Source organism: Streptomyces sp. NPDC055287, assembly GCF_053646035.1.
In genome coordinates, this window is sequence record NZ_JBSHNE010000004.1 from 189,760 (window position 1) to 202,534 (window position 12,775).

Below are 12,775 nucleotides of genomic sequence, written 5' to 3' on the forward strand. Positions count from 1 at the left end.
ATGCGACGATCGGCTCCATGAGCACCACAGGACGACGCGTCGGCCGGCCGCGCGCCCAGCAGCGGCCGGACAACGGGCTGACGCCCCGCGAGGAACTCCTGGAGGCGGCAGCCGAGCTGTTCACCACCCACGGTTACGCGGCCACGACGACCCGCGCCGTCGCCGAGCGCGCCGGGATGCGTCAGGCGACGATGTATCACTACGTCACGGGCAAGGAGGAACTGCTCGTCGGTCTCCTGGAGTCCACGGTCGCCCCGTCCCTGGACCTGGCCCACCGCCTGCTCGCCGACGGCACGGCATCGGCGGAGGCCAGGCTGTGGCAGCTCTGCCGCTCCGACGTCGAGCTGTTGTGCGGCGGCCCGCACAACCTCGGGGCGCTCTACCTGCTCCCCGAGGTGCGCACGGAGGCGTTCTCCGGTTTCCGCCGGGTGCGGTCCGGTCTCAAGGGCGCCTATGGGCAGTTGCTCGCCGCGACGCAGGCATGCGGCCAGCTCGGCAGGGGTGAACTGGCGCTCCGCACGGACCTGGTCTTCGGCCTCATCGAGGGCGTGATACTGATCCACCGGTCCGACCCCGAGCGGCCGCCCGGGGCCTTCGCCGAGGCGACGGCGGACGCGGCGCTGCGCATCGCCGGCATTACGGAGCGCCCGGCCGGCTGACGGGCGGGACGTTGCAGGGGGCAAGCGGCCGGGGTGGGCCGGCCGCTCCGCCCGGTCTCGCGAGCCCGGGCTCAAGTCCCGCACCGCACGGATTACTTGGGCATCAGGACGGTGTCGACGATGTAGACGGTGGCATTGGCCGTCGGGACGTTGCCGCAGACGACGTTCGACATGTCGTTGACCTTGTACGCCTCACCGGAGCCGGACGTTGTCAGCATGCCCTTCTGGAGCGTCTCGTACGAGCCGTTCTCGAGCTGCTTCGGCGTGAGCTTCTGGCCCACGACGTGGTAGGTCAGGATCTTGGTGAGCGTGTCCTTGTCGTTGAGGACCTTGTCCAGGTCGGCCTTGGGGATCTTCGCGAAGGCATCGTTGGTCGGCGCGAACACCGTGACGTTCTCGGCGCTGTTGAGCGTGTCGACCAGCCCCGCCTTCTTCACCGCGGTGACCAGGGTGGACAGTGCGGGATTGTTGGACGCGGCGGTCGCGACCGGGTCCTTCGCCATGCCGTCGAAGCTGCCGGCCCCGTCCTTGGGAACCGACGCGCACCCGGGACCGAACGGCTCGTCCGTGGTCGCCGCCCGGCTGCCCGTCGCGGCTTCGGAGGACTCCTGCTCCGCGGTCGGCCCGCCGGCCGCGGAGCTGTCCTTGCCGTCGTCACTGGAGCACGCGGTCAGGGACAGGGGAAGCAACGCGGCCCCTGCGACGACGACGGCGATGCGCTGGAAGCGGGCGGTGTTCATGGTGTTCTCCTTCGAGGGGTACATACGAAGAGGGCTTGCGAAGGCGCCGGACACGTTTGTCATGCCCCGGGAATCACCCCGTGCTGCCGTCGCTTCCTGATCTCCGTTCACACCCGGTATTCGCTGCCGAAGGAGTCGCGGATTGGTCATCTCCCGGATCCGGTCCATACCCGTGCCCGCGGGCGGTCCCGAGAGGTTGCGGCCGTCAGCGCAGACCGCGCGCCCGCTCGAAACGGGCACGTCCCTCGGTGAGATCCACCACCGGGTCCGGGTAGTCGATCCCGGACCGCTCCGGCCCGCTCACCGCCCACGGCCGGTGGACGGCCGCTCCCGCGAGCCCCGCGAGTTCGGGCACCCATCGCCGCACATAGTCGCCCCTCGGATCGAAACGCCCGGCCTGGGCGAGCGGATTGAGGAGACGGTTCGGGCGCGTGTCCGTACCGGTGCCCGCCACCCACTGCCAGTTCAACTGGTTGTTGGCGAGGTCCCCGTCCACCAGCAGGTCCAGGAAGTGCCGGGCGCCCACACGCCAGTCGACGTACAGCGTCTTGGTGAGGAAACTCGCCACCAGCAGCCTCCCCCGGTTGTGCATCCATCCCTCGTGCCGCAGCTGGCGCATGGCCGCGTCCACCACGGGATATCCGGTGCGCCCCTCCCGCCAGGCGTCGATCTCCTGCCGGTCTCCGCGCCACTGGTCGCCGCGCGTACGGTAGTCGGCCCACGACACGGCAGGACGGGCCGCGAGGACCTGATGGTGGAAGTCCCGCCAGGCGAGCTGGCGTACGAACGCCTCCGCGCCCGGGCCGCCTTTCCGCCGTGTGCGGTGAACCAGTTCGGACGCGGACAGACTGCCGAAGTGGAGGTGGGGCGAGAGCCGGGAAGTGGCGTCGCCGGACAGGTCGTCGTGACGTTCCTCGTATGCTGCGACGCCGTCCGCCAGCCACGCGCGCACCCGCTCGCGGCCCTCCTGTTCACCGCCCCGCATCAGAGCGGGCGACGTTCCCTTGACCTCGCGGCGTGACGGCAGGGTTTCGCTCTCGATCGCGTCGGGGACGCGCACGACCCGGGGAGCCGGCACGGTGTCCCGCACGCCGGCCGCTTCCCACTTGCGCAGGTACGGCGTGAAGACGGCGAAGTGGTCCTTGCCGACCGGGGTGATGTGTCCGGGTGGCACCGCGGTGATCACCGCGTCGTGGACGTACAGCGCGCAACGCACCTTCCCGAGCGCGTCGCGCAGCCGTTCCTCCCTGCGCGACGCGTAACGGCTCACCCCGCCCGCGAGATGGACCTCCCGGGCCCCGGCTTGGGTCACCACCCGGCACACCTCTTCCACCACGTCGCCGGTACGGACCACCAGGCGCCCGCCCCGCTCACGCAGCCCCGCGTCCAGGGAGGCCAGGCAATCGGCCAGGAAAGCGCGGCGGTTGGGCGCGTCGAAGCCCGCTTCCGTCACTCCCCGATCGCGTACGAACAGGGGCACGACCTCGTCGGCCCGCCGCAGCGCGGCGCCGAGCACCGGCTGGTCGTGCAGCCGCAGGTCCGAAGTGAAGAGCACCACGGCGACGGTCATGGGCGCGTTCTCATTTCCTGTGTGCGGTCAGGTCTTCTGTGTCAGCGCAGGCCCGGGTGTCCGCTCACGCGGCCGGGAAGTCCATCAGGGCCAGGGGAGTCGTGGTCGGCTGCTCGGAGCCGCCCGCCGGTTCGACGGTGATGCCCATCCCACGTGCCGTGTCGACGGGTCCTTCCATCAGTACCGCCAGAGCCGGCGCCGAGAGCGCGGAGCCCTCCATCAGGCCGGCTGACCGCATCGTGCCCTTGTCGTCGAACCACAACTGGTACACCTTGCCGCTCGGCGGCTCCGGCATCCCCGAGGCCAGGAAGGCGGCCTTGTTGCGGTCACGCGAGACGACCACCGTGCCGCTGGCGCCGTCCGTCAGCTTTCCGGTGGTGACCTCGGCGTCCGGCGCGGCGAGCACCTCGGCCAGTTCCTCGGACTGCCGCTCGGAGCGCTGCGCCTGCTCCTGGGCGTCCTGTGCCTCCTGGTGCTGCCACACCGCGACTCCGCCGAAGGCGGCCGCCGCGGCCAGGCAGGCAGCGAGGGCGAAGCGCGGCAGAGCGCGTGCCCGGCGTTTGGTGGCGGGCCCCGGGGAGGGCTCCGCGACCTTGGGCGGGTCCTGGCGTTCCGAGGTGATCCGCCGCATCACCTGCTCCTTGAGCACGGCGGGCGGTGTCATGGTCACCGCGAGCCCCAGCCGCCCCGCGGTCTCGGTGAGTTCACGCACCTCCTGGGCGCACGGCGGACAGTCCTCGAGGTGCCGCTCGAACTCCGAGCGCTCTTCGGCGCTCAGCGCGTGCAGTGCGTACGCCCCGGTCAGTGTGTGCAGCTCCGCAGTGCTCATGTGCCGACCCCCAGACAGTCGCGCATCCGGATCAGTCCGTCGCGCAGGCGTGTTTTGACTGTGCCGAGCGGTACGGCCAGCAGTTCGGCCACCTCGCGGTAGGCCAGACCCCGGTAGTAGGCGAGCGTCACCGACTGCCGCTGGAGTTCGGTGAGGGTCCGCAGACAGCGCCGTACCTGCTCGCGTTCGAGTCGGCTCTCCACCTCCTCGGTCACTTCGTCGAAGGCGGGCGTCCGGTCCAGCAGCGCCGCCTTCCGCTCGCGGTCCGAGGACGCCTGCGCGGACCGGACACGGTCGACGGCCCGCCGGTGCGCCAGCGTGAGCACCCAGGTCATGGCCGAGCCGCGGGACGGCTGGAAGCGCGCGGCGCCCCGCCATACCTCGATGAGCACCTCCTGGGCGACCTCCTCCGACTGGGCGGGGTCGCGGAGCACCGCGCGCACCAGGCCCAGTACGGGGCCGCAGACCGCGTCGTAGACCTGGCTGAAGGCGTCGCGGTCACCGCGTGCGACCCGTCCCAGCAGCTCCGGGAGATCGGGCGGCGCCGAGGCGATGCCCCCGATGTGCACGACTTCGTTCACGCGGCTTCCTCCACAGTGCGGACCGACCGGGCCCAGAACGGGCTTCACCGCGTATTCGGAGCCGTCGGCTTCCTGGATTGGTCCTGTGCGGAGATCGTTCCACTCCTCATGGTCGCCTTCGTCCGCACCGCGCGCAGGACCAGGAAAACCGGCAGGGCGAACGGCGAGAGCAGGATCGTCAGCACCAGCAGCGGGCCCATGATCAGGGGATGGACGGAGAGCCTGCGGGCTTCGAGGAACATCCACTGGCCGATCAGCAGATCCCAGGCGATGATCTGCGCCCAGATGGCCCCCGCCCCGTTGGCCTCGGCCGCCAGCTCACGGAAGACGTCGATGTCGGGCGCCCGCACCGCCGCCCACAGCTCGGGCAGGACCGGGAGCGCCATGGCGAAATAGACCACGAGGACCGGAGCGACGGTCCAGGGTGATGCGGCGAGGCGCGCGGTCGGCCCCCAGGCGGGCGCGAAGATCAGCAGCAGCCAGACGGGGGCGGCCAGCCAGAAGGTGATCTCGAACAGGGCTCCGGTCATGCCACAAGCTCCTTCGAGGTGACGCCCTCGCCCGCCGCTTCCCGGGGGCGACTTGTACGCAGCGATACGAGGGTTCCCGTGAACGCGCCGACCGCGATCAGTGCCGCGGCCGACAGTGTGGCGCCGTCCGGGTGGATCAGCGCCTGGCCGCGCAGCGCCTGCCAGGTGACGAGTGCGAGGACGGCGGCGTACGAGCCGGAGGACACCAGAACGAGCCGCAGCCGTACACGTTCGTCGCGCAGGCGGGCCAGGCGCGGGGCCAGGGCGACGAGGGCGAGCAGGAACAACGGGATCAGCTGAAGGGCGTGCATGCCGACGAAGTGCGGTATGCGCAGGTCGCCGCCGGTCGTGGACCAGCCCGTCAGCGGCATCGACGGGCCGCCCTCCGGTACGCCGACGCTGTGCGCGCCGACCACGTCGGAAACGCCCCGGCCGCCGGCGGCCCGCTGCTCGGGGGTGGGCTGCGTCATCAGGTTGCCCAGAGCGGCGCCCACCAGCGCGATGACGGCGCCGAGCCGGATCGCCCAGGCCGACGCGCGGTCGGCCAGTTGGGAGCGGAAGAGCAGCACCGCGATGACCAGCGAGCCGGACCACAGCGTCACGATCGTCACGGCCATGATGTTGAACAGCAGCCCGTCGAAGGCGGTTTCGTAGTTGAAGTGGCTGCGCCTGCCCCGGATCACCTGGCCGACGATGACGACCATCTCGATCGCTCCCGTCAGTGCGACGACCGTGCCGGCCCACCACCCCACCCGGTGGCCGCGCGTGGCCAGCGACAGCATCCAGGCCAGTGTCATCGCGTACATCAGCAGCGACACCGAGAACTTGAGGGGCTTGAACCAGATCGCCGAGCCGGCCAGCACGCGGTCGTCGACGATCATCCCCATCGCCGAGACGACGGCCAGGACCGCCATCGCGGCGGAGAAGACGAGTAACGGCCGGTGCCAGGCGAGCCACGGGCGGGACGAAGACGTGATGAGCATGGGTTCCCCTTGGAAGCAAATGGATAGTGGCACTTGCTGCTATCCGATAGCGAAACTATCTATGATGGGATGGGGGTTGGCAAGTACGGAGAGGCGAACGCGAAGTGCGCATCGGTGAGTTGAGTCGCAGAACCGGGGTTCCGGTGCCGACGGTGAAGTTCTACGTACGGGAAGGGCTGTTGCCGCCGGGGCAGCTGACCAGCCCGAACCAGGCGAGCTACGACGAGTCGCACGAGCGCAGGCTGCGGCTGATCCGCGCGCTGCTCGATGTCGGGGGGCTCAAGGTGGCCGCCATCCGGGAGGTGCTCGCGGCGGTGGACGACCCCGCCCGGCCGGTGCACGGCGTACTCGGCGAGGCCACGAACAGCATCATCACGCGGTACGGCGAGGAGGCGGACGACGAGGCGGTGGCCGCCCGGGCCGAGGTGGCCGCCCTGATCGAGCGCCGCGGCTGGCAGGTCGACCAGGGCAACCCGGCCGCCGCCGCACTGGCCGCGGCGCTGGCCGCGCTCGGCCGGCTCGGGCACGGCGGCTTCGCCCGGGTGCTCGACGACTACGCCGACGCCGCGCAGACCGTCGCCCGCGCGGACCTCGCCTACGTCGCGGGACGGGCCGCGATGGACGACCTCGTGGAGAGCGTGGTGATCGGCACGGTGCTGGGGGACGCGGTGCTCACGGCGCTGCGCAGACTCGCGCAGGTGGACGAGTCCGCCCGTACGTACGGGGGTGCGAAGGGGAGGCGCGAGGGAAGCGTGAGTGGCGGGGGCGACGACAAGGGGAGCGTCAGCGGAAAGGGCAGCGGCAAGGCCCCCCGCTGAGTACCGGCGAGGGGCCGAGGCGCGTCCGTACGGGCAACGGGGAGCGGCGGATCAGGCGGCGGACTCCTGCTCGCGCTCGACCTGCTCGTTCCACTCGCGCTTGATCGCGCGCCACGCGTCGTCGTCCTGGCCGAGACGCCAGTAGCCGGAGATGGAGAGCCGCTCGCGCGCGACCTGACGGTCCACGCGCAGGTGGCGGCGGAGGTCCTTCACGAAGCCCGCCTCGCCGTGGACGAAGGCGTGCACGTCGCCCGCCGGGAAGTCGAGGCCGCGTACGGCGGCGATCAGGGCCTCGCCCACCGGGCCGTGGCCGCGGTGCAGCCAGCTCACCGTGACACCGTCCGGCGTGACGATCTTCTGCTCCTCCTCGGGGCCCGCCACCTCGACGAAGGCGTGCACCACGGCGCCCTCCGGCATGCGCTCCAGGGCAGCGGCGATCGCGGGGAGCGCGCTCTCGTCGCCCACCAGCAGGTGCCAGTCGGCCGCCGGGTCGGGGGCGTAACCGCCGCCGGGGCCGAGGAAGCGCACCGTATCGCCCGGGCGCGCCCGCGCCGCCCAGGGGCCCGCCAGCCCCTCGTCGCCGTGCACCACGAAGTCGACCGTCAGCTCGCGCTGTACGGCGTCCCAGGCGCGCACCGTGTACGTCCGGGTGACCGGCCACTGCTCGGCCGGGAGTTCCTCCCGGATGCGGGCCATGTCGAACGGCTCCGGATACGTCACGCCGGCCGGCGGGAACAGCACCTTGATGTAGTGGTCGGTGAACTCGTCGGCGGCGAAGCCGGCCAGCCCGTCACCGCCCAGGACGACGCGCACCATGTGCGGCGTGATCCGCTCGGTGCGCACCACCCGCGCCTCGCGTGCCTGCGGTGTCCTGCGGGCCGGTCGTTCTGCCACGGCACTGTCCCCTGACTCTCGCTCTGCTTGCTTAGGCTTACCTAAGTTAGCAGTCTATGCGTGGAGCGTGGTGAGCAGCCGCTCCAGCGAGCCGCCCAGTCCCCAGCGCGCCGCCAGCTCGTCGAGCGACGCTGGATCGAGCGGCTCGGACGGCAGCGCCGGATCGAAGTCCGGCAGCGGTACGTCGGACGCGACGCGCACCACCTTGGGCGCGACCGTGATGTAGTCCCGCGCCTCGTCGAGCCGCTTGCGCTGCGACGGCGTCAGCCTGGACGTGGGGTCACCGACCGCTGCCATGATCCCGGCCAGGTCGCCGTACGCGTCGAGGAGTTTCGCGGCGGTCTTCTCGCCGATCCCGGGAACGCCCGGGAGTCCGTCGCTCGGGTCGCCGCGCAGGAGCGCCAGATCGACGTACCCGGGACCGTTCACGGCGTACTTCTCGCGAAGCCACGCCTCGTCGGTGACCTGGAGCGAGCCGACGCCTTTCAGCGGGTACAGCACGCGCACCTGACGGGCGTCGTCGACCAGCTGGTAGAGGTCGCGGTCGCCGGTGACGATGTCGACGGGGCCGGTGGCCAGCCCCGCGAGCGTGCCGATCACGTCGTCCGCCTCGTACGGTTCGACGCCCACGCGGGCGATCCCGAGCGCGTCGAGCACGTCCTCGATGATCGGCACCTGCGGCGAGAGCGTGTCCGGGATCTCCTCTTCGTCGGGTCCGGTCGTCGTTTCCTCCGCGACCCGGTGGGCCTTGTACGAGGGGATCAGCTCAACACGCCAGTGCGGCCGCCAGTCCGCGTCCATGCAGGCGACGAGGTCGTCGGGGTGGTGGTCCTGGACGAGCCGGGTGATGAAGTCGAGCAGGCCGCGTACGGCGTTGACGGGCGTGCCGTCCGGAGCGCGTACGGAGTCCGGGACTCCGAAATACGCGCGGAAGTAGAGGGAAGCGGTGTCGAGGAGCATCAGGCGTCGCGTCACACCCCGATCATGCCGTACGCCCCCGGCGCCGGACGGGCGCGATGCCGGACGGGTGCGATGCCGAATGAGTGCGATTCCTGACGGGTGGTGCTGCGCTACGCCATGAAAGTGGCCGGCCGGTGAACTGGATCACTCTCGTGTTTGACCTGGATAAGCACGGGCAGGCGCGGCCTCGGAGTGGACCCCATTTCGATTTCAACTTCTTGATGGGTGATACGGACCGAATCCGTACCGCTCCACGGCTCGCCGACCGCGGGGGTGTGGCGAGCCGTTTTCGGTTCAACGCGTGAGGTGTATGTGTCCAGGCTGCAAGCCGATCACTTGTACAAAGTGTTCGGCAGACGACCCGAAGAGGCGGTACGGAAGCTCGAAAGCGGAGTGGACCGTGACGAACTGCGCGCCGACGGGACGACGGCCGCGGTGATCGACGCCTCGTTCTCCGTCGAACCGGGCCATATCTTCGTGGTCATGGGCCTGTCCGGATCCGGCAAGTCCACTCTGCTGCGGATGCTCAACGGGCTGCTGGAGCCGACGGCGGGCAAGGTCCTCTTCGACGGCCAGGACCTCACCGCGCTGAGCCCCGCCGCGCTGCGCGCCGTGCGCTCCTCGAAGATCAGCATGGTGTTCCAGCACTTCGCGCTGTTCCCGCACCGGAGCGTTCTCGAGAACGCCGGTTACGGCCTCGAAGTACAGGGCGTACCGCGCGCCGAACGCGAGAAGCGCGCCACCGAGGCCCTCGAACTCGCCGGGCTCAAGGGCTGGGAGAAGTCCTGGCCCGACGAGCTGTCCGGCGGCATGCAGCAGCGCGTCGGCCTGGCCCGCGCGCTCGCCACCGACGCCGATCTGCTGCTGATGGACGAGTCGTTCAGCGCCCTCGACCCGCTGATCCGCCGTGACATGCAGGACCAGCTCCTCGAACTCCAGAAGCGGCTGAAGAAGACCATTGTCTTCATCACACACGACCTGAACGAGGCCATGCGCCTCGGCGACCGCATCGCCGTCATGCGCGACGGCCGCATCGTCCAGCTGGGCACCGCCGAGGACATCCTCGTCACCCCGGCCAACGACTACGTCGCCTCCTTCACCCAGGACGTGGACCGCTCCCGGGTGCTCACCGCGGGCGCGATCATGGTCGGCCCCGGGACGGTCCTCGGCACGAGGACGGACGAGGGCCAGGAACTGCGCGACGCCCAGGACGTGCTCGACGCGGCCCCCGCGACCGTTCCCGAGGACACCCCGGTCATCGAACTCTTCACCCCCTGCTCCACCAGTGGCGCACCCGTCGCCGTGACCGGCGCCGACGGCAAGCTGATCGGCGTCGTACCGCGCGCCAGGCTGCTCGCGGTCCTCGGTGAGCCGATGCCGTCGGCCGAGCCCCACCGGGACACAGCGCCCGCCGACTCCGTGAGCAAGGTGACCGCCGGTGCCTAGGATCCCCATGGGCGAGTGGGTCAACAACGGCGTCGACTGGCTCCAGACCCACCTCTCCACCGTCTTCGAAGCCGCCAGCACCGTCATCAGCGGCATGCAGGACGGCATTTACGATGTCCTCGCCGCTCCCGAACCCCTGCTGCTCGCAGGCATCCTGGCCGTCGTGGCGTGCTGGCTGCGCGGCCTGACCGCCGGCGCACTGGCCTTCGCCGGCTTCGCGCTCATCGACTCGATCGAGATGTGGGACGACGCCATGTCGACCCTCTCGCTGGTCCTCGTCGCGACCATCATCACGCTGGCCGTCGCCGTGCCCCTGGGCATCTGGTCCGCGCGCTCCAAGACGGTCAGCGCCGTGACCCGCCCCGTCATGGACTTCATGCAGACCATGCCGGCGATGGTCTACCTGATCCCCGGCGTGCTCTTCTTCGGCGTCGGCGCGGTCCCCGGCATCATCGCGACGATCATCTTCGCGCTGCCCCCCGGCGTCCGTATGACCGAACTCGGCATCCGCCAGGTCGACGGCGACCTCGTCGAAGCGGCCCAGGCGTTCGGTACGAGCCCCCGCAACACCCTGCTGCGCGTGCAGCTTCCGCTGGCCCTGCCGACGATCATGGCCGGTATCAACCAGGTCATCATGCTGGGCCTGTCCATGGTGGTCATCGCCGGCATGGTCGGCGCGGGCGGCCTCGGCGGCGCCGTCTACCGCGCGCTCGGCAACATCGACGTCGGGCTCGGCTTCGAGGCCGGCCTCTCCATCGTCATCCTGGCCATGTACCTGGACCGGATGACCGGCGCGCTCGGCCATCAGGTCTCCCCGCTCGGCCGCCGCGCGCTCGCCCGGGCGAAGGCCCTCGCGGGCTCGGCCGGCGGCCTGAAGATCTGGAACTACCGCCCCCAGCCCGCCGTCGCCGTCGCGGGCGTAGTGGTACTCGCCCTGATCGCGGGCGGCATGAGCATGTTCGGCGGCACCAAGGCCACCAACGCCGACGACCCCGGGAACGTCGGCCAGGGCAAGAAGATCTCCATGGGCTACATCCCGTGGGACGAGGGCATCGCCTCCACCTTCCTCTGGAAGGAACTGCTGGAGCAGCGCGGCTACGAAGTCGACGCCAAGCAGTACGAAGCGGGCTCGCTCTACACCGGCCAGTCCACCGGCCAGATCGACATCCAGACCGACGCCTGGCTGCCCGTCACCCACGAGAAGTACTGGGCGAAGTACCAGGACAAGCTGGAGGACATGGGCTCCTGGTACGGCCCGACCTCCCTGGAGCTGTCCGTCCCCTCGTACATGAAGGGCATCGACTCGCTCGACGACCTCAAGGGCAAGTCGGACCGGTTCAGGGGCCGCATCATCGGCATCGAGCCCAGCGCCGGAATGATGGGCCTGCTCAAGGACAAGGTCCTGAAGGACTATGGCCTGGAGGGCGAGTACAAGGTCGTCGACGGCTCCACGCCCGGCATGCTGGCCGAGCTGAAGCGGGCGTACGCCAAGAAGGAGCCCGTCGTCACCACGCTGTGGTCGCCGCACTGGGCGTACAGCACCTACGACCTGAAGAAGCTCAAGGACCCGAAGGGCTCCTGGGGCAAGGGCGACGGCGTGCACACGCTGACCCGCAAGGGCTTCTCGGAGGACAACCCGGCCGTCGGCGAGTGGCTCAAGGACTTCAAGATGTCCGAGGAGCAGCTCACCGGCCTTGAGGCGCGGATCCAGGGCGCCGGCAAGGGCAAGGAGCAGGACGCGGTCCGCGCCTGGCTCAAGGACAACCCGGGCCTCGCCGACACGTGGGCGCCCGTCGCCAAGACGTCCAAGGCCGCCAACGGCAAGGACGAGCGCGACCGGGCCGTCGAGATGGCCTGGTTCCCGTGGGAGGAGGACATCGCCGCCACGTACCTGTGGAAGGAAGTCCTCGAGGAGCGCGGCTACAAGATCAACCTCAAGCAGTTCGAGGTCGGTCCGATGTACGCCGCGATGTCCCGCGGCCAGGTCGACGTACAGCTCGACGGCTGGCTGCCGTACACGCAGAAGAACTACTGGGACAAGTACGGCGACAAGCTGACCGACATCGGCTCCTGGTACGGGCCGACGTCGATCGAGGTCGCGGTGCCGTCGTACGTCAAGGACGTCAGGACCCTCGAGGACCTCAAGGGCAAGGGCGACCGGTTCAAGGGCCGCATCGTCGGCATCGAGCCGGGCACGGCGACGATGGAGAACCTCAAGAAGAACGTCCTGCCCGGCTACGGCCTGGACAAGGAGTACGAGGTCGTCGACAGCTCCACGCCGGGCATGCTGGCCGAGCTGAAGCGCGCGTACGCCAAGAAGGAGCCCGTCGCGGTGCTCCTGTGGACCCCGCACTGGGCGTACAACGAGTACCCGATGACCAAGCTCGAGGACTCGGAGAAGCTCTTCGGCGAGGGCGACCGGCTGCACATCATCGGCAGCGAGGAGTTCCCGGCGAACTACCCGCGGCTGACCAAGTGGTTCAAGAACTTCAAGCTGAGCGAGCAGCAGCTCGGCGGCCTGGAGAACGAGATCCACAAGCGCGGCACGGGTCACGAGCAGGAGGCCGTGCGGGCCTGGATGAAGGAGAACCCGGGTATCGCGGAGAAGATGGCTCCGGCCTCCGGCTGAGCCGGGCGCGGACGCATCACCGCAGCTCCACCGAGGGGTGGGCACCGCCTTGTGGCGAGGCCCGCCCCTCGGTGCTGTCCTGGACAGGGGGGCCTTCCCTGACGTATGTACGAAACCGGCGAGCGAAGCTGCGTAG

General features: G+C 70.1%; 12 protein-coding genes. 4 read left to right on the forward strand and 8 right to left on the reverse strand.

The features are described from left to right. Nucleotides 1-17 precede the first annotated feature (17 nt). Nucleotides 18-659 carry a TetR/AcrR family transcriptional regulator gene (locus tag ACWIHY_RS08880; protein ID WP_454374943.1) on the forward strand — a complete coding sequence of 214 codons (642 nt, stop codon included), beginning with the start codon at nt 18-20 and terminating at the stop codon, nt 657-659. Between the two features lie 92 nt (nt 660-751). Here the strand turns inward: ACWIHY_RS08880 and ACWIHY_RS08885 are convergent, their stop codons facing one another. The 6 genes from ACWIHY_RS08885 to ACWIHY_RS08910 form a co-directional block, all read right to left on the reverse strand. After that, nucleotides 752-1,399 carry a fasciclin domain-containing protein gene (locus ACWIHY_RS08885; protein ID WP_454374944.1) on the reverse strand — a complete coding sequence of 216 codons (648 nt, stop codon included), beginning with the start codon at nt 1,397-1,399 and terminating at the stop codon, nt 752-754. A gap of 205 nt (nt 1,400-1,604) precedes the next feature. Next, complete coding sequence (locus ACWIHY_RS08890) at nt 1,605-2,969, reverse strand: cryptochrome/photolyase family protein (RefSeq protein WP_454374945.1); 1,365 nt, start codon at nt 2,967-2,969, stop codon at nt 1,605-1,607. 64 nt (nt 2,970-3,033) lie between these two features. After that, nucleotides 3,034-3,798 (reverse strand): anti-sigma factor, encoded by a 765-nt coding sequence (locus ACWIHY_RS08895; RefSeq protein WP_454374946.1) that lies wholly within the window; start codon nt 3,796-3,798, stop codon nt 3,034-3,036. Continuing rightward, nucleotides 3,795-4,379, reverse strand: a complete 585-nt coding sequence (locus ACWIHY_RS08900; RefSeq protein WP_454374947.1) for a sigma-70 family RNA polymerase sigma factor — start codon at nt 4,377-4,379, stop codon at nt 3,795-3,797. Before ACWIHY_RS08900 ends, ACWIHY_RS08895 begins: the two co-directional genes overlap by 4 nt. 44 nt (nt 4,380-4,423) lie before the next feature. Further along, complete coding sequence (locus ACWIHY_RS08905; protein WP_454374948.1) at nt 4,424-4,909, reverse strand: ABA4-like family protein; 486 nt, start codon at nt 4,907-4,909, stop codon at nt 4,424-4,426. Then, nucleotides 4,906-5,823: a hypothetical protein gene (locus tag ACWIHY_RS08910; protein ID WP_454375125.1), complete on the reverse strand. Its 918-nt coding sequence runs from the start codon at nt 5,821-5,823 to the stop codon at nt 4,906-4,908. The genes ACWIHY_RS08905 and ACWIHY_RS08910 overlap by 4 nt, the downstream gene beginning before the upstream one ends. 173 nt (nt 5,824-5,996) lie before the next feature. On the opposite strand from ACWIHY_RS08910, the gene ACWIHY_RS08915 reads away from it, so the two are divergent. Continuing rightward, entirely contained in the window at nt 5,997-6,710 is a 714-nt protein-coding gene (locus ACWIHY_RS08915; RefSeq protein WP_454374949.1) for a MerR family transcriptional regulator, read from the forward strand. A 51-nt stretch (nt 6,711-6,761) separates the two neighbouring features. Here ACWIHY_RS08915 and ACWIHY_RS08920 read toward each other — a convergent pair whose 3' ends face one another. Together ACWIHY_RS08920 and ACWIHY_RS08925 are read right to left on the reverse strand one after the other, a co-directional pair. Beyond that, complete coding sequence (locus tag ACWIHY_RS08920; protein ID WP_454374950.1) at nt 6,762-7,604, reverse strand: siderophore-interacting protein; 843 nt, start codon at nt 7,602-7,604, stop codon at nt 6,762-6,764. 54 nt (nt 7,605-7,658) lie between these two features. After that, a complete protein-coding gene (locus ACWIHY_RS08925; RefSeq protein ID WP_454375126.1) occupies nt 7,659-8,564 on the reverse strand; it encodes a 5'-3' exonuclease in 906 nt (301 codons plus the stop codon). 312 nt (nt 8,565-8,876) lie between these two features. On the opposite strand from ACWIHY_RS08925, the gene ACWIHY_RS08930 reads away from it, so the two are divergent. After that, nucleotides 8,877-10,010, forward strand: coding sequence for a quaternary amine ABC transporter ATP-binding protein (locus ACWIHY_RS08930; RefSeq protein WP_454374951.1), 1,134 nt, complete (start codon nt 8,877-8,879; stop codon nt 10,008-10,010). Between the two features lie 7 nt (nt 10,011-10,017). Beyond that, a complete protein-coding gene (locus ACWIHY_RS08935) occupies nt 10,018-12,639 on the forward strand; it encodes an ABC transporter permease/substrate binding protein (RefSeq protein ID WP_454375127.1) in 2,622 nt (873 codons plus the stop codon). Nucleotides 12,640-12,775: the final 136 nt, after the last annotated feature.

What these genes read in the sequence shown, in the direction of transcription:
- ACWIHY_RS08880 (WP_454374943.1), top strand. Translation starts at nt 18, where the DNA reads ATGAGCACCACAGGACGACGCGTCGGCCGGCCGCGCGCCCAGCAGCGG.
- ACWIHY_RS08885 (WP_454374944.1), bottom strand. Translation starts at nt 1,399, where the DNA reads ATGAACACCGCCCGCTTCCAGCGCATCGCCGTCGTCGTCGCAGGGGCC.
- ACWIHY_RS08890 (WP_454374945.1), bottom strand. Translation starts at nt 2,969, where the DNA reads ATGACCGTCGCCGTGGTGCTCTTCACTTCGGACCTGCGGCTGCACGAC.
- ACWIHY_RS08895 (WP_454374946.1), bottom strand. Translation starts at nt 3,798, where the DNA reads ATGAGCACTGCGGAGCTGCACACACTGACCGGGGCGTACGCACTGCAC.
- ACWIHY_RS08905 (WP_454374948.1), bottom strand. Translation starts at nt 4,909, where the DNA reads ATGACCGGAGCCCTGTTCGAGATCACCTTCTGGCTGGCCGCCCCCGTC.
- ACWIHY_RS08910 (WP_454375125.1), bottom strand. Translation starts at nt 5,823, where the DNA reads ATGGCGGTCCTGGCCGTCGTCTCGGCGATGGGGATGATCGTCGACGAC.
- ACWIHY_RS08925 (WP_454375126.1), bottom strand. Translation starts at nt 8,564, where the DNA reads ATGCTCCTCGACACCGCTTCCCTCTACTTCCGCGCGTATTTCGGAGTC.
- ACWIHY_RS08935 (WP_454375127.1), top strand. Translation starts at nt 10,018, where the DNA reads ATGGGCGAGTGGGTCAACAACGGCGTCGACTGGCTCCAGACCCACCTC.